The 21800-nt window shown below is 53.4% G+C and carries 20 protein-coding genes; 19 read left to right on the forward strand and 1 reads right to left on the reverse strand.

The window, feature by feature from the left end:
• Positions 1–33 precede the first annotated feature (33 nt).
• From ACQ4MZ_RS17175 to ACQ4MZ_RS17185, 3 genes are read left to right on the forward strand one after another with little or no spacing between them, the layout of a single operon-like run.
• Positions 34–1470, forward strand: a complete 1437-nt coding sequence (locus ACQ4MZ_RS17175) for an MBOAT family O-acyltransferase (protein WP_430846633.1) — start codon at positions 34–36, stop codon at positions 1468–1470.
• 2 nt (positions 1471–1472) lie between these two features.
• Positions 1473–2420, forward strand: a complete 948-nt coding sequence (locus ACQ4MZ_RS17180) for a hypothetical protein (RefSeq protein ID WP_430846635.1) — start codon at positions 1473–1475, stop codon at positions 2418–2420.
• Between the two features lie 10 nt (positions 2421–2430).
• On the forward strand, positions 2431–2730 hold the full coding sequence (locus tag ACQ4MZ_RS17185; RefSeq protein ID WP_430846636.1) for a hypothetical protein: 300 nt from the start codon (positions 2431–2433) through the stop codon (positions 2728–2730).
• Positions 2731–2896: 166 nt separating this feature from the next.
• Here the strand turns inward: ACQ4MZ_RS17185 and ACQ4MZ_RS17190 are convergent, their stop codons facing one another.
• Positions 2897–3601, reverse strand: coding sequence for a FadR/GntR family transcriptional regulator (locus tag ACQ4MZ_RS17190; protein WP_430846638.1), 705 nt, complete (start codon positions 3599–3601; stop codon positions 2897–2899).
• A gap of 187 nt (positions 3602–3788) precedes the next feature.
• On the opposite strand from ACQ4MZ_RS17190, the gene ACQ4MZ_RS17195 reads away from it, so the two are divergent.
• Genes ACQ4MZ_RS17195 through ACQ4MZ_RS17270 form a run of 16 tightly spaced genes read left to right on the forward strand, consistent with a single transcriptional unit; the run spans position 3789 to position 21687 of the window.
• Positions 3789–6992: a SusC/RagA family TonB-linked outer membrane protein gene (locus tag ACQ4MZ_RS17195; RefSeq protein WP_430846640.1), complete on the forward strand. Its 3204-nt coding sequence runs from the start codon at positions 3789–3791 to the stop codon at positions 6990–6992.
• A 19-nt stretch (positions 6993–7011) separates the two neighbouring features.
• The gene (locus ACQ4MZ_RS17200; RefSeq protein WP_430846641.1) at positions 7012–8493 is read left to right on the forward strand and encodes a RagB/SusD family nutrient uptake outer membrane protein; all 1482 of its coding nucleotides are present in this window, start codon (positions 7012–7014) and stop codon (positions 8491–8493) included.
• A gap of 32 nt (positions 8494–8525) precedes the next feature.
• The gene (locus tag ACQ4MZ_RS17205) at positions 8526–9644 is read left to right on the forward strand and encodes a sialidase family protein (protein WP_430846643.1); all 1119 of its coding nucleotides are present in this window, start codon (positions 8526–8528) and stop codon (positions 9642–9644) included.
• 8 nt (positions 9645–9652) lie between these two features.
• Positions 9653–10459, forward strand: a complete 807-nt coding sequence (locus ACQ4MZ_RS17210; RefSeq protein ID WP_430846645.1) for an SGNH/GDSL hydrolase family protein — start codon at positions 9653–9655, stop codon at positions 10457–10459.
• Complete coding sequence (locus ACQ4MZ_RS17215) at positions 10407–11375, forward strand: succinylglutamate desuccinylase/aspartoacylase family protein (RefSeq protein WP_430846647.1); 969 nt, start codon at positions 10407–10409, stop codon at positions 11373–11375. Before ACQ4MZ_RS17210 ends, ACQ4MZ_RS17215 begins: the two co-directional genes overlap by 53 nt.
• On the forward strand, positions 11368–12183 hold the full coding sequence (locus ACQ4MZ_RS17220; RefSeq protein ID WP_430846649.1) for an SDR family NAD(P)-dependent oxidoreductase: 816 nt from the start codon (positions 11368–11370) through the stop codon (positions 12181–12183). Before ACQ4MZ_RS17215 ends, ACQ4MZ_RS17220 begins: the two co-directional genes overlap by 8 nt.
• A complete protein-coding gene (locus ACQ4MZ_RS17225; RefSeq protein ID WP_430846651.1) occupies positions 12180–13271 on the forward strand; it encodes a threonine synthase in 1092 nt (363 codons plus the stop codon). Before ACQ4MZ_RS17220 ends, ACQ4MZ_RS17225 begins: the two co-directional genes overlap by 4 nt.
• Positions 13264–14163 (forward strand): dihydrodipicolinate synthase family protein, encoded by a 900-nt coding sequence (locus tag ACQ4MZ_RS17230; protein WP_430846653.1) that lies wholly within the window; start codon positions 13264–13266, stop codon positions 14161–14163. Before ACQ4MZ_RS17225 ends, ACQ4MZ_RS17230 begins: the two co-directional genes overlap by 8 nt.
• 48 nt (positions 14164–14211) lie before the next feature.
• A complete protein-coding gene (locus ACQ4MZ_RS17235) occupies positions 14212–15477 on the forward strand; it encodes an MFS transporter (protein WP_430846655.1) in 1266 nt (421 codons plus the stop codon).
• Complete coding sequence (locus ACQ4MZ_RS17240) at positions 15474–16118, forward strand: RraA family protein (protein ID WP_430846657.1); 645 nt, start codon at positions 15474–15476, stop codon at positions 16116–16118. Before ACQ4MZ_RS17235 ends, ACQ4MZ_RS17240 begins: the two co-directional genes overlap by 4 nt.
• Complete coding sequence (locus ACQ4MZ_RS17245; RefSeq protein ID WP_430846659.1) at positions 16115–16495, forward strand: RidA family protein; 381 nt, start codon at positions 16115–16117, stop codon at positions 16493–16495. The genes ACQ4MZ_RS17240 and ACQ4MZ_RS17245 overlap by 4 nt, the downstream gene beginning before the upstream one ends.
• A gap of 6 nt (positions 16496–16501) precedes the next feature.
• On the forward strand, positions 16502–18016 hold the full coding sequence (locus ACQ4MZ_RS17250) for a M81 family metallopeptidase (RefSeq protein ID WP_430846661.1): 1515 nt from the start codon (positions 16502–16504) through the stop codon (positions 18014–18016).
• A 6-nt stretch (positions 18017–18022) separates the two neighbouring features.
• Positions 18023–18853: an SMP-30/gluconolactonase/LRE family protein gene (locus ACQ4MZ_RS17255; protein ID WP_430846663.1), complete on the forward strand. Its 831-nt coding sequence runs from the start codon at positions 18023–18025 to the stop codon at positions 18851–18853.
• Positions 18854–18866: 13 nt separating this feature from the next.
• Positions 18867–19922: a hypothetical protein gene (locus ACQ4MZ_RS17260; RefSeq protein WP_430846665.1), complete on the forward strand. Its 1056-nt coding sequence runs from the start codon at positions 18867–18869 to the stop codon at positions 19920–19922.
• 30 nt (positions 19923–19952) lie between these two features.
• A complete protein-coding gene (locus tag ACQ4MZ_RS17265) occupies positions 19953–20888 on the forward strand; it encodes an aldo/keto reductase (protein WP_430846667.1) in 936 nt (311 codons plus the stop codon).
• Positions 20889–20892: 4 nt separating this feature from the next.
• A complete protein-coding gene (locus ACQ4MZ_RS17270; RefSeq protein ID WP_430846669.1) occupies positions 20893–21687 on the forward strand; it encodes an SDR family NAD(P)-dependent oxidoreductase in 795 nt (264 codons plus the stop codon).
• The last annotated feature ends 113 nt before the right edge of the window (positions 21688–21800 follow it).

Consider the following 21800-nt stretch of genomic DNA (forward strand, 5'->3'; position numbering starts at 1 on the left):
GTTCCGACGGAACAGTTGAAATGATTGACCGATATGTTATTCAATTCAATCGAATTTGCTGTATTTCTTCCCGGTGTTTTCACACTGTATTGGCTCTTGCCCAGTAATACGGTGAAATATCAAAATATCCTGGTGCTTATCGCCAGCTATTTTTTTTATGGTTGCTGGGACTGGCGTTTTTTGGGGTTGCTGGGTTTTTCCACGCTACTCGATTTTTACAGCGGACTTCGCATTCATAGTTCACAATCGCCAGGAGCCCGTAAGCTTTGGCTGGTTGCCAGTGTAACGATCAACCTGGGTTTTTTAGCCTATTTTAAATACTTCGGTTTCTTCGTCGAATCCTTCGCCGAATTGCTTTCTTCCAATGGGTTGCAAGCTTATTCAAGTGCTCTTAGGATAGTATTGCCCATCGGAATTTCGTTCTACACATTCCATGGCCTGTCTTATGTGTTTGATATTTACAACAGGAAAGTAACCCCTACGACCGACTTCGTCGATTATGCACTTTTCGTGAGTTTTTTTCCGCTGCTGGTGGCCGGGCCGATCGAGCGGGCGACGCACCTTCTACCACAAATAGAACGAACACGTACTTTTGAATACGCCAACGCTGTGGATGGACTTCGGCAGATGCTATGGGGTTTTTTCAAAAAAGTCGTGATCGCTGATGGTTGTGCCGCTTACGCAACTCCGATTTTCAGCGATCCGGGAAATTATAGCGGAAGCACACTGGTACTTGGAGCGGTGTTTTTTGCACTCCAGATCTATGGGGATTTCTCCGGCTATTCCGACATCGCCCTCGGAACAGCCAGGCTGTTTGGTTTTGAGCTGTTGAAAAACTTCAATTTTCCCTACTTTTCGAGAGACATCGCCGAGTTCTGGCGCCGCTGGCACATATCGTTATCGTCGTGGTTCAAAGACTATCTTTATTACCCGCTTGGTGGAAGCCGGTTCGGAAAGTTCAAAACAATCCGTAACACGATAATCATTTTTACAGTTAGTGGCTTTTGGCATGGCGCAAACTGGACGTTTATAGCCTGGGGTGCATACCATGGCTTACTATTCCTGCCGCTTCTGATATTCGATCAGAATCGTAAAAATATAGGACCGGTCGCGGCGGGGCGATTTTTGCCTTCCTTGCTAGAAGCATTTCAAATGGCGTTTACTTTTGTGCTGGTGACCATTGGCTGGATACTTTTCAGGGCCGAAAATATTGCCAAGGCCGGAGCGTACCTGAAAGGTATTGCCACCACGTCTCTTTTCTCGATACCGCTTCATAGCGGCTACCACACGTTGATGATCCTCATCGCTTTGATGTTCGGTATTGAATGGGTTGAACGTAGCAGCAACCATCCGTTCGAAAAATTGCATTCGCGATATCCGGCGATCCGCTGGGGCACGTACCTTTTTCTGCTGATGCTTTGTCTGGCCAATTATAAACAGGACCAGGAATTCATTTATTTTCAGTTTTGACAATGAAGCGGTTTGTCGCACACTCCACCATTTTTGCCGGCATGGCTTTTCTGTTGCTGGCCGCAGTACTTTTTATTCCCAATCCCGCCGTAAAGCACAATATGCTTGGCGCGTTGCTCGACAAACATGAAATGCTGCGTAAAACCGGTAGAACGGGGCCGAGAATCGTCGTTATTGGAGGGTCTAACGTTGCCTACGGACTGGATAGCAAGTGTGTGCAGCAGGCCTTGCATATTCCTGTCGTGAACGCCGGCCTGCACGCAGGGCTGGGAATGAAATTCTATCTCACCGACGTCAAACCCTATATCCGGGAAGGAGATATCGTATTGGTGATTCCTGAATACAGTCAATATTACACCGATTCCTTTTATGGGAGTATGGAGTTGGTTTCGGTACTTTTCGATGTGTATCGCGACGGCATGAAGCAAATCGATGCCAAACAATGGTGGTATCTGATGCGCTTTATTCCGTTTTATGCAGCGTCAAAACTGAAAATTTTGAAGGAGCCAGGCGCAACAGAACCAGTTGGCGTGTATGACCGAAAAGCATTTAACGGCTTTGGTGATGCGTATGTACACTGGACCAGGCCCGGCATAAAGTTCAAAGCTGCGCAAAAAGCTAAGGAGGAGGATCGTGTGAATCCGGAATCTATGCGTTTTTTGGTTGATTTTCAAGAGTTTGTTGAAGCTAAGAATGCCACAATACTGCTTTTACCGCCTGCTTATCAATCCACCTCATTCGTTAACCAAAAACCAATGATTGACAGAATATATCGGTCGATCAAAGAATACAATCTACCGATCATAGCAATTCCAGGGCGCTATGAGCTGCCGGATTCCTTGTTTTTTGATACGAGTTATCATCTGATCCAGCCCGGAATCGAGCGCCGGAGCAAACTGATAGTCGAAGACCTGACGCATTACATTATCCGGTCAGGACATCAACTGTGAGCGGCCTTCGGTGCTCCGGAGGGTAGGAGCATTTGTAGAAATGCCGACACTTTATCCGCATCTGACAGGAGAGGAGAATCCGGAAATTGCCAGACTCGCGCGCCAGCGGCTGGGGGGCGCACTCGCTTTGCTGGGCGACCCCGATTCGTTGATCCTGGATGAACCTACCAACGTGCTGGACCCGGAGAAAATCAAGATTAAGAATACGTTGGTGATGTGGCTTCCGCTGTTCGCGCCATTATTCGTGGTGCTTGTCGCTTTCGTAACGGCCTATGCGGATGGTGACCGGTTTTTATGGGCCGGGAGTTAATCCCTGGGGCAATTTCTCGGGACACGTTCTGGTAAGATGGGCTTTGTTCGTTTATCTCATCTACGTTCCGCTCCGATTAGAGCTGTACGCAGCTGTCGAACATCAGAATCACACTTTTGACTACCGTTCTAGGCTGCATGGACATCCCAGCTTTATCTGGGATCATCTATAACGGTCCCCCGCTTTTAAGCGTCGTCGTAAAATAAGGCGTCAGATGGACGTACATCGCATTGCGGAATTGCGCGGCGGTGCCGTTTTTCAGGACATCGAGGAGATCGGCGTGAGAAACCGGATTGGGCAAATCCGCATGAATCCCCTTATCTAAATATTCCCTGAATACATGGTCGAAGACCGGGAACAGCAGCGTTTGAAATCGCCTGAACGTATCATTGCCGGTCATTTCGTACAGTTTGCCATGAAACTCGATCTCGTCTTCCCGTGAGAGCGATTTGAGCCCTTTCTGTTTGTTCACAATGGCTTCGAGCTCTTCGAGGTCCTTATCGGTTTTACGGGCAAACAAGAATTCGGCGATACCCATTTCAAGGATCAGGCGTAGCTCGAAGATGTCTTTTTGGTTATCATGGCTCAGGATCGACGGGCTCATTACCTTTTCAATACCCGCGAAAAGGTCGGGTTGCGCCATGATCATCCCGCGCCGTGTGCGGCTTTCGATCAGGCCCAGCATCCTTAGCCGGCTCAGCGCTTCGCGGACCACATTCCGGCTTACATTCAGTTTTTGTGCAATCTCGGTTTCATTGGGCAGCGAATCACCCGGTTTAAAACCATTGTCCATCAGATATTCCCTCAGAATGTTTTCCACCCTGTCGGTCATCGACAGGCTCTCCATGGGGCCTAGTGCGCTCGCTTTCATTGATCTCAGTTTCCTTTTGGTCGCAAAGGTAAGTTAAAGATGGCTACATAGGCAACTTTTATAATATTTTCAGACAAACACTTTTATATTAAAATCCTATAATTACATTTGTAGGACAAATAAACAACCAATCATTCTTTCGTATTTCTGACAATTCCCGATATAAACCTTTATGATTTGAAATTTTATGCGTTACATTAAAAGCAAAACGATCAAAACACTGATGATTCTCGCGGGACTGTGGTCTGCGGTTTCGGCGGTGTATGCGCAAGATCTGGTAGTTTCCGGGCAGGTGAAGTCCGGGCAGGACAATCAGCCGTTGCCGTTTGTGACTGTCGTGGTAAAGGGCAGCCAGCAGGGAGTGAATACGGACGCCGATGGGAAATTCAGGATCAGCGTAGGCAAGGAGAGCATTTTGATCTTTAGTTTCGTAGGCTATCGTACGCATGAAGAACGGGTCGGAAGCAGGACCGAGCTCAACGTGGTCCTCGAACCCGACCAAAACAACCTGAATGAAGTGGTAGTAGTGGGTTACGGGAAGCAGGAACGCGAAAATATTACCTCCTCCATCTCCAAGCTCGACAGCAAGGTTCTTGAAAATATCCCCTTCGCCAACGCGGCTTCGGCCCTTCAGGGGTCTATCGCGGGCCTGCGGGTGCAAAGTACGTCGGGTTTGCCCGGTAATGCGCCCCGCATTATCCTGCGGGGAGGGACGTCGATCAATAACCCCGATGGCTCGGCTCCGCTTTTTATTATCGACGGCGTGATCCGTTCCAATATGAATGACATCAGCTCTGAGGAAATCGAGTCGATGCAGGTGTTGAAGGATGCGGCCGCTACGGCCATTTACGGGGCCAGGGCCTCCAATGGGGTAGTGATTATCACGACGCGGTCGGGCAAGGCAGGCAAGGTGCGGGTTTCGTATCAGTACGATGCGACGATGTCCAGCCTTGCCAAAGGATATGACCTGCTTTCTGCGCGGGACTGGCTTTATTTTCAGCGGATGGGCACGGTAGCTTCTTCGGTTAAGAACCCTGCCAACCTTAACAAATTAACATTGCCCAACAGCTCCGGCACCGGGAATGACCTCACCAATAATACGGCCTACACAACCCAGTATCTGACGCCCGCCAATGAGTATAAGCTCAAAGAAGGATGGGAAAGCATGCCCGATCCGGTCGATCCGAGCAAAACGCTGCTGTTCAAAGGTACCGACTACCAGGATCTCCTTTTCAGGACCGCATTATCACAAAATCACCATATTTCGGTGAGCGGTGGGACGGAAAAGGCTACTTATAGCGCCGGACTCGGTTATATGGATGCCGAGGGGATCGCTATTACCACCAAATACCGGAGGCTGAATTTTGACCTGAATGGTGATCTGACCGTGAGCAACAAGCTCCGGTTTTACAGCCGGTTGATGTTTTCCAGTTCGGGCAATAACCAGGGTATTTCCGATAATGCGCTGTTCGAACGCTCCATCGGCCTGGCCCCGACGGCCAAATATGCCTACGAAGACGGGACACTGGCCCCCGGAACCGGCCAGAGTATCGGGAACCCGGTGTATCACCTCAATAAAATCAAGGCGAAGAATAACCGTGATAACCTGACGCTGGCGATCGGCTCGCATTGGGATATTTTGCCGGGACTCTCTTTCGATCCCCAACTGTCGCTGTTCAAGTCCACGGTAGAGGCGCGGTCGTTCCAGGAAGCATTTTACAATGGGCCGGGTTTGTACGTGGATACACGTAACGCGACGGGCTCTTTCGATAAAACCGAGCAGTACCAGGCCGATGGCGTGCTGACCTACGCCAAAACGCTGGCAGGCAAGCATAATCTGGAAGTGAAGGCAGGTATTTCTTATTTTAATCGCATCATTAGCGGGCTGAGCGCGACAGGTAGAAAAGCGGCGTCCGATCTGGTACCTACCCTCAATGCATCGGCGGAGCCCGTAGCGGTTGGCGGATCGGAGAGCAGTCAGGTATTGATCGGCTATTTTTCGAGGATCAACTATGATTTCGATCAGAAATATCTCTTATCGCTCAGCGCGCGCTACGATGGGGCCTCCAACCTGGGGCGCAATAACCAATGGGGTGTTTTCCCGGGCGTGTCGGTTGGCTGGAACCTGCATCGGGAGGAGTTCTGGAAGGTGCTGCCGGAAAATCTGCTGCGGGTGAAATTGCGGGCAAGCTATGGCGTGAATGGGAACATCAGCGGCTTGGGCGACTTCACCGCGCAGGGGAATTACAGCGTCGGTAACCAGTATTCGACCAATGCGGCCGTACTCAATACGACCATCTCCAATGCGGACCTGAAATGGGAACGTTCGAAGACATTTGATATAGGGGCCGACGTCGGTTTGTTCGGAAACAGGATCAGCTTGCTCTTTGATTATTACCGCAGGGTCACCGATAATCTGCTGACCTCGCTAAGCCTTCCCATGTCGACCGGCTTTTCGAGCGTACTCACCAATTTGGGGAGCCTGGAAAACAAAGGGGTAGAGCTCGAATTGAGCGCGCGCGTGCTCCCGTCCAGCAGCGCGGTCAACTGGAATGTCTCCTTCAATGCGGCGCAGACCAGGCATAAGATCCTCAGCCTGCCTTACAACGGCATTGAAAACAACCGTATCGGCGGGGTTTACGTCTGGAACCCGGCTATGAATGGCTATGCCTGGATGGGCGGCCTGCAAGAGGGCGGCCGGATCGGCGACATGTATACTTATAAACAATTGAGTATCTACGCCACCGACGAGGAAGCTGCCGCCGGCCCCGTTGACAACCTGGTAACAGGTGCCAACAAGACCAAATATGGCGGAGATGTGAACTGGCTGGATGCGGATCAGAACAAGGTGATCGATGAAAAGGACAGGGCGTATGTCGGTAATCCCTATCCGGTTTGGACGGGTGGTTTTACCAATTCATTGGAATACAAAGGGATCAGCCTGCTGCTGCGGATGGATTATACGACCGGTCACACGATCCAGAATTATCCGAGAGCACAGATGATCGGCCAGTTCCAGGGGGAAATCGGGCTGCTTTCGGATGTGAAAAGATCGTGGCAGAAGCCCGGAGACATTACCGACATTCCCAGGTTTTACTGGGCCGATCAGCAGGTGCAGAACAACCTGTACCGTGGAGGCATCGGCGGAGGGAACTCGATGTACTATGAAAAGGGCGATTACCTGGCTGTGCGGGAGCTAACCCTGGCATACAGCATACCCAAATCCATCTTAAACAGAGTCAAAATCAACGGTTTGCGGCTTAATATCACGGCGAACAACCTGCATTACTTCACCGGCTACAAGGGGTTGAACCCCGAGGAAGGCGGGGTGGACCGGGGAAGATACCCGATACCCCGCTCTATTATCCTGGGTTTGAATATTTCATTGTAAAACCATCATGACGATTCAGATGAAGACAAAATATAAAATCCTGACTTGCCTGGCACTGTTATGTGCCGGGGTGAACCAGTCCTGCACCGATAACCTCGACGTTGCGCCTGTGAGTGTGATCACGGAGGCCTCGTACTGGAAATCGGAAAACGACGCGAACGGCGCTTTGAATGGCCTTTATGTGCTTTTGCGAAGACAGGCATCGGAGAACCTGTACCTGTGGGGCGAAGGACGCAGCGAGGTGATGGGCTTGGGCGTGCAGGGGTCCGGCGGCCGCGAGCGGTATCATGACAACAGCCTGGATGTGACCACCGCCGGTCCCAACTGGCTGGGGATGTATTACATTGTCCACCAGACCAACCTGATCCTGAAATATGTGCCGCAAATTACCTTTACTTCCGAGGCGACCAAAAACAACATCCTCGCCCAGGCGTACACCATGCGGGCATTTACGTATTTCACCATGGCCAAAACCTGGGGAGATTTGCCGTTGGTAACCGAGCCGACCGAGGGTTACGACCCGGCCTCCATCCAGAAGCCGCGCACACCGGTGAAAGAGATTTTTTCTTTTATCAAGGAGGATATCACGAAGGCCGCCCAGCTTTTTGGTGAATCCAATGCCCTGGCGCAGGGGCGGCAGTTCTGGTCGAAACCTGCCTTGAATGCCCTGAAAGCGGATGTGTTTCTCTGGACCGCCAAGCGGCTCGGCGGGGGCGATGCTGATTTTAATACAGCGCTGGCAGCCATTACCGAGGCAGAGAAGGCGGATATAAGCCTCCTGCCCAAGTTCGAAGACGTTTTTGACTATACCAACAAAGGCAACAAGGAAATTCTGATGGCAGTCCGTTTCAAGGATATCGAAGTGACCGACAACCATTATAGCCTCATGTACTTCCCGCAGGCGTTTTTACCGTCCGATCTGGACGCCGCGACCAAAGCGGCGATCGGTCTGCCGGCCGGCCAGAACTACTGGGCACCGTCCGCGACGATCCGGAGCCAATTTACGGAAGACGACAGCCGGAAGAATGCCTCTTTTATCGAAGTATACACATCGGCGTCGGGTACACAGAAATTTGTCGGGTCGCTGGCCGTGAAGTTCAATGGTTTTGTCAACTCCGGCGTCCGGCTGTTCCTGGACGACGTGATCCTGTACCGGTACGCCGACCTGCTGTTGATGAAGGCGGAAGCAAAGAATGCATTGGGCCAGGATCCCTCCGCGGAAATCAACAAGGTACGGGAACGGGCCTATGGAGCCGCCTACAAGCAACATGTTTTCGTAAGCGGCACCAGGGATGCCAACGACGAAGCCATTCTCCGGGAGCGCCTTTTCGAATTGGTTTTTGAAGGAAAAAGATGGTGGGACCTGGTGCGTTTTGGCAAGGCATTCGAAAAAATACCCTCATTGAAAGACCGTGCCGGTAAGGATTATCTGCTGCTTTTCCCGATTTCAGAGGCTACATTAAGCCTCGAACCGCAGGTCAAGCAAAACCCCGGCTATTAATCAGATCATTGCTGACTTAAACTCTTAACCTCATGAAACAATTAATTCTTAGTGCTTTTATCTTCCTGGTAGTCACATCGGGCATTTGCACGCACGCCCAAGAGCGGTCGGGCGGGGAGCCGCAGCTTGCATTGCAGCTCAACCCCGGCCCGGATAACCCAAGAAACAGTGAAGGGGATTTTATCACACTTAAAAACGGCGATATCCTTTTTATATACAGCCGTTACACCGGCAGTTCCACCAGCGACCATGCGCCTGCCTACCTGGCCGGAAGGCTCTCCCGTGACGGTGGTAAGACGTGGACTTCTACCGACAGGCTGATCGTCGAGCGGGAAGGCGATATGAATGTGATGTCCGTATCGCTGCTTCGGTTGAAGAATGGGAAAATTGCTCTGTTTTACCTGAAAAAGAACTCGGAGACGGACTGTATTCCACAGATGAGGACTTCATCCGACGAAGGCAAGACGTGGAGCGCGCCCGTGCCCTGCATTACCGACAAAAAAGGGTATTTAGTGTTGAACAACAGCCGGGTGATCCAACTGTCGGATGGCCGGCTGATGATGGCTGTCGCACTGCATCGCGCTATCGACGGCAAATGGCAGAATCAGGCCACGCTGTACAGCTATTATTCCGATGACCAGGGTGCGAGCTGGAAATCGTCTTCGGCAGTACCTAATAATTCGCAGATTATTACGCAGGAGCCCGGACTGATCGAATTGAAGGACGGCCGGATTATGATGTTCATTCGCGCGAGCGGTGGTGTGCAGCAGTTGTCCTATTCATCCGATAAAGGAGCCAGCTGGTCGCATATAGCGCCTAGCAACATTGCTTCGCCGCTTTCGCCTGCCTCCATCAAAAGAATCCCCGGCACGTCCGATCTGCTGCTGGTGTGGAATAACAACGATGGCAGCCAGCCCCAAACGAAAGATGAGCGCACGCCGCTGACGGTGGCTATTTCCAAAGACGATGGTAAGACCTGGATCAACACCCGGAATATCGAAATCGATCCGGATGGCTGGTACTGCTATATCGCGATCCATTTTACCAAAAATGACGTGTTGCTGGGTTATTGTGCCGGAAGTCAGGCGAAAAAGACGCATCTGTCGGTGACGAACGTGAAGCGTTTTTCGCAAAAATGGTTGTACCAGTAAGCGACCGTATGAGAGAGCATCATCATCGTTCGCGTCGATTTTTTCTCCTGCGTGCGCTGGCAGGCGCATTGGCGGGCCTGTTGCCCACTTGGACGACCGCGCATGTACATACGAGCAGGAAAGCAGCTTCGGCAGAAGAGGATCTGAAAAAGATTGCGGCTTTGCTGAACGGCAAAACGCGCGGTGTCTGGGTCTTTACCGGGGACAGCATTACCCAGGGAGCCAAGCATACCCACGGGCATCGGAGCTATCCTGAAATTTTCGCGGAGCGCCTCCGCTGGGAACTGGCGCGGGTAGGCGACATCGTCGTCAATACCGGCATGAGCGGGCACACGACCCGGCAGGTGCTGAATGATATGGAATGGCGTGTGGGGCAATTCAGGCCCGGGGTGGTCTCGGTCATGCTGGGAACCAACGACTGCGCGCGCAACCAGGTGCCCCTGGCGGATTTTGAGGCTAATCTGCTATCAATCGTAGCGCAGGTTCGTGCGATGAATGCCGTGCCGATCCTCCATACGCCCAATCCGATCATTGCCGGAAAGGCCCCGGAGCGCGTGTCACTCCCTGAATACGTGGCAGTGATCCGAAAAGTGGCCGGGCGGGAAAATACCATTCTGGTGGATCATGATGCCGCGTGGAATGCCGGGATAGCAAGCCGGTCGGCCGAGGCAATCCATCGTGAATGGCTGAACGATCCGTTGCATCCCAATCAGACCGGGCATCAGCAGCTGGCCGCAGTCCTTTTTAAAACGCTGAACATTTTTGACCCAGCCCAACCTACCTGCGGGGCAGCCTATTATGAAGGAGCGCATTGAAAACGAACTAATCACCATTATCGCCGCGAAGCAGCCGGGCTCCGCCGTGCTGATTTCTGCCGGCGTGCATGGCGACGAATACGAGCCCATGGTTGCGGCAGCTGAGCTTGCGGCGGTTTTGCCGGGAATGCTGACGCACGGCCAGGTCACGGTGGTCACGGTCGTAAATCCCGACGCCTATCGGCATGGGACACGGCAGGGCAGCGATGGCCTGGATCTGGCCCGGATTTGCCCGGGTAGCCTCAGCGGGTCGGCCTCCGAAGCCTATGCCGCCCGAATCAGCTTGTTGATAGAGCAGGCCGATTACTACGTGGATATGCACACCGGCGGGTTAACCTACGAAATCCACCCGTTGGCTGGGTATATGCTGCATCCCGACGAAGGCATTCTGGATATGCAGCGGCAAATGGCCCGCTGTTTTGATGTGCCGGTGGTGTGGGGTACCGACTGCCGGCCGCAGGGGCGGACTTTATCGGTCGCAAGAGACGCAAATGTTCCGGCTGTTTACCTGGAATTCGGCGGCGGGACCGGGTTCCGCCGACCAGTGGTCGATACCTATGTGGCTGGGGTGATAAATCTGCTCAGGTTTCTGAGGATGGTTGATGGAGAGGTAAGCCGGTTGCCCGAACCTTATTGGCTGGAAGATCATCGTCCCGACAGCGGTTATCTTCAGGGGAAAATGCCTTCGCCTGCAGATGGTATTCTGATGACCGAGGTTGCATTGGGAGAGATAGTACGCGCAGGCCAATGTTTCGGGCGCATTTTCGATCCGTTGTCCGGTGCCAGCCATTCGGTGTATACCGACGTTGAGGGAATTGTCTTTCTCAAAAGAGCTATCGTGAAAGTGAAGTCCGGCGATGCGCTGGGGGGCATTTTGCCCATTATTAAAACCGGAAAATATACGATTTATGAATAGGGACCAGGTGGTATTGATTACCGGCGCTACCGGAGGGATCGGTCGGGCCGCCGCCACGGCATTTGCCTCGGCGGGTTGCAGGCTGGTGTTAACCGACATAGAACCGTCGCAATTGGCGGCACTGGAAGACGAGTTGAAAGGTGACCACAATAAGCAAATCATATCGTTGCCCGGCGATTTGAGCGAAACCAGTTTCTGGAAGGAGCTTATAGACAATGCTTTTGCAAAATGGGGCACGGTCGATGTGCTGGTCAATAATGCAGCCTGGCGGACGATCGAAACCATGCGGACAATCCCGGTTGACACCTGGGAGAAAACCCTGCGCATTTGCCTGACCGCGCCGGCGTTTCTTTCGCAAGCGGTGGCAATGCGAATGGAAGCATTGCGGCGCCCGGCTGTGATTGTGAACGTATCGAGTATGATGGCCGATCGGCCCGCCGGCACGTCCCCGGCCTACATTGCCGCGAAGGGCGGGCTCGACAGCCTGACCGCCGAGCTGGCCGTGACTTATGGGCGCGGCGGGATCAGGGTGGTAGGCGTGAGCCCGGGATACGTCGAGACTGCATTGAGCCGAGATTACCGCGATGCCCGTGGAGATGATGTAAGCGCCCGGCTGATCGACGCGGTAAATGATAATGTGCCCTTGGGAAGAGGGGCGAACCCTGAGGAAATCGCGGCTGCAATATGCTGGCTGGCCTCGGAGGGAGCCTCTTACGTCACCGGAACGACATTGGTCGTCGACGGTGGTTTTAAACCCAATTTCAGCGGGTATAGTGTAAAAAGAAATCAATTCCCTGATCAATTTTGAAAAACATCTGGAGACATTCCTCCCTATTGCCGCAGGTGACGGCAGAAAGCCGGGTTTTGCTCGGTGAAGCCGAGACCCCATTGGTACGTTCGCGGAGTATCGGGGCCGCTCTGGGTTTGGATACATTGTATTTCAAACTGGAAAACCTTAACCCGACAGGCTCGTATAAGGACCGGTTTGCGGCCGTGCTGGTTTCGGAAATGAATATGCGCGGACAAAAAGTGTGCATTGCTACTTCGAGCGGCAACACCGGGGCGGCGCTGAGCGCCTATTGCGCGGCCGCCGGTATCCGTTGTGTGATCGTAGCAGTGGACGGGGCGCCGGTGCAGAAAGTGCGGCAAATGCAGCTTTATGGGGCGGAAGTGGTCATGGTGAAAGACTTTGGCAAAGATCCGCAGACTACCACCTTCGTTTTCGACCAGCTGGAAGCGCTTTGCCATTTGCATAACCTACCTCTGCCGATTAGCGCCTACCGGTATTGTCCGTCCGCTATGAGGGGTGTCGAAACAATCGCAGCGGAAATAGCTGAGGTACTGCCGACTGGTGTGCAAGTTTTTGTGCCGGCCGGTGGCGGGGGGCTTACGCTGGCGGTATGCCGTGGCGCGGAGCAATCCGGTGCAGATTTCACGGTGCATTGCGTGCAGCCAGAAGGAAACAATACGATTGTGGGCGCGCTGCGGAATGGCGAAGCTGCGGCAGTCCCGGTGAATGCGTCCACAACTGCCGTCAGCGGCTTGCAGGTAGCCAGCGTGATCGACGGTGATGCGGTTATCGGGCATTGCCGGCGGTCGGGCGGCAACGGGTACAGCGTTAGCGACGAGCAGGTGTTTGCCTGGCAACGGGCATTGGCCCAAAGAGAGGGTGTTTTCTGTGAGCCTGCCGGGGCGGTAGCGTTGGCAGGGCTGGAAAATGCCCTCAGACAAAACGAACTGGATAAAAGCCGCCCGGTAGTGTGCCTGGTAACCGGCAGCGGCTTTAAGGATATGAATGCGGTAGATCAGCGTTTTCAACTCCCTCCGACGGACCTAATGCCGTCACATCAATGGATAAAAATAATTCAAACTCTTTTTAATCAAGATTATGCGTGAGCAAAGTTCTATTTTCCAGGGCCTGTGGCCTGCGCTTTTTACACCGGTAAACCCGGACGGAAGCCTTAATCCGAAGGAGCTCGAAAAGCTCATCGAACTGTTGATCGCCCAAAAGGTGGATGGGCTGTACCTGCTGGGCTCGACAGGCCAGGGTTTCCTTTTTTCAGAAGAAGAGCGTAAGCAGATTACCCGGCTGACGCTGGAAATAGCCGGAAAACGTATTCCGGTGATGGTACAGGTGGGTGCCCTCAATACCGAGGAATCTATACGCCTGGCAAGGCATGCCGCCGACCACGGTGCCGACGGCATTTCGGCTGTCGGTCCGATCTATTACGGCGCCTCGGCCGACATGGCCTTCGAGCATTACCGGCGCATCGCGCAAGCTACCGACGTCCCTTTCTTTCCCTATCAGATCGGCAATGCGGCCAATATGCAGGTGATCGACCGGCTGCTGACCTTGCCACAGGTACACGGTATGAAATTGACAACCGACAAGATGTTGGAAATCAGTACGATCAAAAACAGGGCAGGGGAGCAATGGAAACTGTTCAGCGGGGCCGATGAGCTGATGTGCCAGGCCGCGCTTTGCGGTACTGTGGGAGCCATCGGTACAAGTTACAACCTGTTTGGCCCGACTTGCAAATACATCAGGGAATCGTTCCTGGCCGGAGAAACGATGCATGCCATGGAGTATATGCTTACTTTCCAGAAGTTTATCGAGACGATTATCCCGGTTATCTGGTCCTTTTTCAATCGTGCGATGTATTTACGCTACAATATCGTCATTGGTGAACCCAAGCCGCCATTGCTGGCGAAGCCCCTTCCATGGACCGACGATCAAATCATGGCCATGATGGAGGAAATAGAGAATTTCTATACGCCCGTCAGTTAGTCGAGCGCTGGCCTCGATTTTACCAACAACATCCCAAACCCACGGTTTATGAGGATTGCAAAACCCTTTCCGGAAGACAAGCCGGCTTTGTATGCCTGGCTGGTGGTCGGTATGCTATGTCTGGTGGGTTGTCTCAACTACCTGGACAGGATGATGATTACCACCATGCGGAGCTCCATTGTGGCGGCGATTCCGATGTCGGAGACGCAGTTCGGGCTGCTTACCTCCGTTTTCCTCTGGGTATACGGGCTGTTAAGCCCCGTGGCGGGTTTCCTGGCCGACCGTTTCAGCCGCAGCAGAGTGATCATTGTCAGCCTGCTGGTGTGGTCACTCGTGACCTGGCTTACCTCGCAGGCGGTCACCTTCGAGCAACTGCTGGCGACCAGGGCATTGATGGGCATCAGCGAGGCATGCTACATTCCGGCTGCATTGGCCCTGATCATGGATTATCACCCTGAAAAGACCAAATCGCTGGCCACGGGTATCCATATGGGCGGCGTGATGTTCGGGCAAAGCCTGGGTTTTATCGGCGGATGGCTCGCTGAAAACCATTCCTGGAATTTCGCATTCAAGGTCTTCGGTGGTTTCGGCATCGTTTACGCGATGTTGCTGGCACTTACCCTGCGTGATCCTCAAATAGCCATTCAAAAACCGGAGAGCAGCGAGGATAGGCCCGCGGGTTTTGCGGGAGCGATCGGCAGGTTGCTCAGAACGCAGTCCTACCTTTTGGCGATCCTGTACTGGGGGTTGATCAGTATCGTCGGCTGGGTGGTGGTAGCATGGTTACCGACGTATTTTAAGGAGCATTTTGCCTTGTCGCAGAGCATGGCCGGGTTGTATTCGACGGGGTATTTTCACACCGCATCGCTCACGGGCGTATTGCTGGGCGGTTTTCTGGCCGATCGGTGGAGCAGGCAAAATCCCCGCGCGCGGGTACTGGTCCCCCTGTACGGCTTGCTGATCGGCGCGCCGGCTATCTTTCTGGCGAGTAATACGGCCGTACTGTCTGTGGCCATCGGCTGTTTCATGTTGTATGCCCTCACACGCACATTTACGGATGCGAACATGATGCCCATCCTGAGCATGATCGTCGATGCACGCTACCGGGCAACGGCATATGGCATTCTCAATATGTTCAGCTGCATCGTCGGCGGGCTGGGAATCTATGCGGGAGGGGTGCTTCGCGACGCGGACGTGCCGCTTTCTGCCATGTTCAGGGTCGCGGCAGCTATGATGCTGGTATGCGTGGTGGTTTTAAGATATATCAGGACAGGGCCTGTTGAGAATCAGGTATTAAATCAAATTGAAAAATGAATATTGAAGAACTAAAAGACAAACTATACGTGGCCGTGCTAGCGGACGTACTCGATCAGCTGGGGTTTACCCACCAGGCCACCCGAACCTCTTTTTTCGCCTATACCGGTATCAACAAGCTGATGGGCCGCTGCAAGACGACGCTGTGGGCGGATATGTACCACCAGGATCCTAATCCTTATGAGCTCGAATTGAAGGCAGTCGATTCATGCCAGCCGGGCGATGTGCTCATCTGTGCGGCCGGCGGATCCAATCGGTCAGGTATCTGGGGTGAGCTGCTTTCTACCGCCGCCAGTAATGCCGGTTGTGTGGGCGTGGTGGTGCACGGTTCGGTGCGCGACATCGACAAAATGACGGCTATGGGATTTCCTGTATTTGCAACCGGTAAAAACCCCTATGACAGCCAGAATCGCCAGAAAGTGGTTGACCTGGATGTGGTCGTAGAGATCGACGGGGTGAAATTTGTGCCCGGCGACCTGGTTATGGCCGACCAGGACGGGATTGTGGTAGTACCGCAGCAGGTAGAAGCACAGGTGCTGGCAGCGGCGCTCGAAAAGGTTTCCGCTGAGAACGTTACGCGCGACGCGATCAGGAATGGAATGAAGGCTATGGAGGCATATCAGAAATTTGGTGTATTATGAAAACAAAGCACGTTGTTACCGGGCCTGTCCCGCAGAGCCATTTACCTTTTTCGCCGGGAATCGTGTCGGGGGAATATCTTTTCGTGTCCGGACAGGCGAGCGTCGACGATCAGGGCCAGATCGTCAACGACACCTTTGAGGGCGAATGCCGCCGGTCGTTCGATAACCTGAAAAGGATTGTCGAGGCCGCGGGCGCAACACTGAACGATGCGGTACAGGTGAGAAATTACGTCGGCCGGCAGCAGGATCTGGCCAGTTTCAATGCCATTTATCGGGAGTATTTCCGGGAGCCGTTTCCGGCACGTACCACGCTGATAGGATGTCTGGGCGACCTGCTCAAATTCGAAGTCGACGCCGTCATCCATTTAGGTAAATAACCGGTTATGATTGAACCAGCGCCTCAGAAACCTGATTTTCAGCAAGCGCCCCGGCGCGTGGGATTATTGGGAATTTATCATGAGACCAACACGTTTATCGAGTCGGCCACGACGCTGGCCGATTTCCGGGATGGATACTGGCTGGAATCGGACCGGATCAGAGACGAATACCAGGGCGCCAATCATGAGATCAGCGGATTGATCGAGGTGATAGACAGCGCTCCGGATATGGAACTGGTGCCTATATTTTACGCTATGGCTACGCCGGGGGGGCTGATCACCAGGGAATGCTATGAACAATTGCTGGACCGTACGATGCGGCTACTGGACGAGGCAGGCCCGTTGGATGCCTGCCTGGTCGCGCCGCATGGCGCCGGTGTGGCCGAGGGGTACCCGGATATGGACGGGCATTGGCTGTCGTTGCTGAGGCAGAAACTGGGAGCCAAGGTGCCGGTCATCGGTACGCTGGACCCTCACGCCAATGTCAGCCAGGCGATGATCGATGCGACTGATGGCCTGATAGCCTATGCAACCAACCCGCACGTCGATCAGAAACAGACCGGCGTGGCGGCAGCCTGGCTGCTGGTCAGGACGCTGCGTGGGGAGATTTCGCCCATGCAGCTGTTGGTTAAACCGCCCGTGGCCATTAGCATCGAGCAGCAGTTTACTTCCCAACAGCCCTGTTTGGGGCTTTATGCATTTGCGAAGGAGTTGAAACAGCTTCACGGGTTGGTATCGGTGAGCGTATTGCTCGGCTTTCCTTATGCGGATGTGTACGAAATGGGATCGGGGTTCATTGTGATCGCGGATCACAGCCAGTCACCGGTTGCGGCCAGCCAGGCAAAGGAAGCGGCATGGAAGCTTTCGGATTTTTTAATGGACCACAAACAGGCATTCAACGGGAAGAAGTCGGATATTGAAGCCGTACTGAAAGGTCTTGAAAATCACCCTCAACCGATACTACTGCTGGATATGGGCGATAATATCGGGGGCGGAGCGCCGGGCGACAGTACTTTGATCCTCGAACATCTAGAAGCAGGCGGCTTTTCTGGCTTTTTTATCTGCTTGTATGATCCAGAAAGCGTAGCCCAATGCAGGAGAGTGGATGCCGGGGTGGTTACCTCTCTTTCTTTGGGAGGGAAAAAAGGTTTTCAAACCGACGTTGAGGTAATTGCATTATATGACGGTCACTTTACGGAGGATGCTCCGCGGCATGGCGGATTTGTCCATTACGACATGGGCCCTACGGCGGTAGTCCGTACGCTGAGCGGCAATACGGTGATGCTTACAACGAAGCGTACTCCACCGTATAGTCTGCGGCAGCTTACCGCTTTCGGCCTGTATCCACGTGGTTTCCGGGGAATTGTCGCCAAGGGAGTCAATGCGCCTATTGCGGCATATGGGGAGGTTTGCCCATCTATTATCCAGGTCGACACGCCCGGAGTGACCCAAGCCGATATGACCTTTTTTGAATACAAAAACCGAAAGGTGCCTCTGTTTCCTTTTGAAGAATATGTCTGACAGTTTATGAACCTGCAAAGTACCACGGTAAAACTACTAGACCTGCCTTTCTATACGGAGGGTCCCTGTGTCAATGAAGTAGGGGATTTATTCTTTACCACATTGAGCGGCGGACAGCTGCTGCGGATGCAGCGAGGTGAAGCGCCCGTAAAATGGGCCGAGGCCCGGTGCCCGAATGGTCAGCTTATCACCGCCGGGGGCATTCATTTGGTCTGCGACAGTATGCAGAGGGCCATCGTTCAATTCGATCATACAGGCGGTCGCACCGGCGAGCTGCTCCACGGGCAATGCGCCGGGCACGCTGTACAGTGCCCGAACGACCTGATCGAAGATCGCCACGGCAACGTGTTTTTTACCGATTCGGTACGCGAAAGCGGAAGGGTTTTCAAAGTAGGAAAGGACGGGTCGCAGCAATGCATTGCCGGCGGCCTGGACTATCCGAATGGACTTGCGTTGTCGCCCGACCAATCGCTGCTTTACGTCGCGGAAAGTTATCAGAACAGGATACTAGCCATATCGTTAAGCGAGGAGGCAGTCTGTCCGGTATCTGTTTGGGCCACGCTGCCCGGGCATCGCTCCGGCAGGCCGGTGGATAATTTACCCGATGGATTGGCAACTGACGCGGAAGGGCGTGTTTGGGTGGCCCATTATGGCATGGGGGCTATTCAGGTATTTTCGCCTGAGGGATTGTTACTCGCCAGCTTGGAAACTGCATTACCCCTTAGCAGTAACCTGTGTTTTATTTCCGACCAGCCGCACCGTAAATCGGTTTTGATTACCGGTGGGTACGCAGAGCCCGGACCTGGCGCTGTGCTGATGATGACTGTCGATATGTGATATGAAAGTTTTTATGAAATATTTCTCAATTATAGTGATGATGATGGTAGTTGAAGCGGCTATTGCGCAAACCGGATTGAAATGGATTGCTTTGCCCGATTTGCCTGACAAGCGCGGGTTTGCGGGTATGTATGGGGGTGTAAGCCACGGTGCGCTGCTCTGCCTGGGCGGCGCAAATTTTCCTGACGGTTACCCCTGGGAAGGAGGCGTCAAAAAATGGCATGACGGGATTTTTTTGCTCCAAGAAGGTGGTAGCTGGAGAAAGCTGCCGCAAAAAATGGAAACCGCTGCCGGCTATGGCGTTTCGGTTTCCCACCAGGAACGGGTAATTCTGATTGGCGGCAGCAATGCACACGAACATTTAAGCCGGGTGATCGGCTATGAATGGAATGGCCCCGCACTGGTGCAGCATCAATATCCTTCGTTGCCTTTTCCTCTGGCCAATATGTCCGGTGCGGTGCTTGACGACCTGCTGATCGTGGTGGGGGGAAATGTTTCGCCCACAGGTCCGGGATTGAATAAATGCCTGGTGCTGGATTTGAAACAAGTCGAAACCGGCTGGGCTGAATGGGAAGCATGGCCCGGCCCCGGACGCATTTTCCCGGTTTGCGCGACATTCGACGGCGACTTTTATATGTTCAGCGGAGAGACGACCGCGATCAATTCCAGAGGAAATTCATACAGGCTGATTCATCAGGACGGCTACCGGCTGAACATTCAGCATTCGGGCGGACAGCGGACTGCGCATTGGGAAAAACTTGCGGCAATGCCGAGGGGGATGTCCGCCGGTGGTTCGCTGCTTCCGGTGTTAAAGGGCGACCGTTTTTTGTTCTGGGGCGGGGTTGACGCCGTTACGGCCCAACACAAGACGCCATCCTCGCATCCGGGGATTACCAACGACGTGCTTTACTATTTCCCCCACACCGATTCCTGGGAGTTTGCGGGCCGGCAGCAGCGTATCCCGGCCCGCGTGACGCTGCCGGTGGTGCAGTGGCAGAACCAGTGGTTTTACATTAGCGGCGAGATCAAACCCGGTATCAGAACGCCCGCTGTTATTGGAGTTTATTAAAATACATTGACTTTCGGCACTAGCTGATCCATGAAAACAATCGCATTTAAAGGATATCGTTTTTCCCAGCTTACCTTGGGGACCGTTCAACTGGGTATGCCTTACGGAATATCCAATTCACAAGGCATGCCCGACGACCGGGAAGCACTGGATATGCTGCGTACGGCAGTGGATGCAGGGATTACCACCTTCGATACGGCACGGCAATATGGTGCCTCCGAGGCAGTATTAGGCCGTTTTTTGGCAGGTCATACCGAAGCTGACCTGAATATGGTTTCCAAGTTTAAGATCGCCCCGCAAGATGCCGGTGCATTGGAGCGGGCCTGGAAATCGGTAGAGGGCAGTGTCAGAGCTTCCATTGAATGCCTGGGTATCAGCAAGCTCCCCGTCTGTCTGCTGCACAAGGGAGAAGAGCCGATGGATGCGGTGGCCGGGATATTGCCGGTGATCATTTCAAGGCTCAGGGAGCAGGGGTTGATCGATATAGGCGGGGTGTCGGTGTACGAGCCGGCAGATGTCGCCTTTTGCCTGGCGGAGCCGCTCGTCGAGGCGGTGCAGGTGCCGGTGAACGTCTTCGATCAGCGGCTGGTCGTCTCGGGTGCATTGCAGCGTCTTGCAAAGGCGCAGAAGCTTGTTTTTGCCCGCAGTGTGTTCCTGCAGGGATTGTTTTTTATGGACCCCGGGCAAATCACTGGCAACCTTATCTCAGCCGTACCATTTTTGAAGCAGCTTCACACATTTGTGAAAGAATATCGGGCCGATATCGCCGGCCTGGCATTTTCTTACGTCAGGGACCTGCCGGGGATCGATAGCATTGTGGTGGGGGCGGCTACTTCGGCCCAGTTGGCAGAAAATGTGAAATTGCTTGGTGCTCCCGAGATCCCGGCGTCGCTTCGGGACGAATTTATGAAAGTATTTACAGCTGTCCCCGACGAAATCCTTACGCCGGGAAGATGGAAAATTTAATCAGATGATGAACCAGTTATTCAGTTTGGCCGGCAAAGTTGCGATCGTCACCGGAGGAGCCGGCTTTTTTGGTACACCCATATCCATAGCCCTGGCGGAAGCAGGCGCTCAGGTAGTTATTGCCTCGCGTAACGTGAGCACCTGCGGGGATTTAGCATCCGGGTTGTCGGCCCGGGGGCTCCTGGCAACAGCCATGCCGCTAGACCTGGAAGATGAAGCTTCGATCCGCACACTTGTGGAAACAGTCATGAACATGTTCGGACGTATAGATATCCTCGTCAATAATGCTGTTTCGCGGCAGGGTTTTCAGAATCTGGAAGAAATAGAGGTTACAGGCTGGGAAGCGGCGCAGCGCGTCAATGCTACCGGCCTAGTGCTCATGACCCGAGCGGTTATCGAACCCATGAAGGCGGCGGGTAAGGGAAGCATTATCAATATCGGATCGATCCAGGGAGCGGTAGGGCCGCATTTTCCGGTTTATGGACAGACGGGTATGACAAGTCCGGTCAACTATACGTACGATAAATGGGGAATGGTAGGTTTCACCAAATGGCTGGCTAATTTTTATGGCCGGTACAACATCCGGGCCAATTGCATTAGTCCGGGTGGATACGGGCCCGGGGTCGCGCAGCTGGAAGGGAAGGAGGAGTTCGTTGAAAACTATAAGAGACTCACGCCGTTGGGACGGTTCGCCGATGACGCGGATATCAAAGGACCCATCGTGTTTATGGCCTCGGACGCATCCGCATTCATCACCGGGCATAACCTGCTGGTCGATGGCGGCTGGACGAGTTGGTAGCTTCTCTGGAGGTTTCTAGCGCATTACCATGATCGTATTTCGAATCAATTCCTTTTTGCCGTTTTCAAATTCGATACCCAATTCGTACGGATAAGCACCGGGAGACACTTGGT

The sequence above is a fragment of the Dyadobacter sp. BHUBP1 genome, assembly GCF_050587785.1.
GTDB lineage: Bacteria > Bacteroidota > Bacteroidia > Cytophagales > Spirosomataceae > Dyadobacter.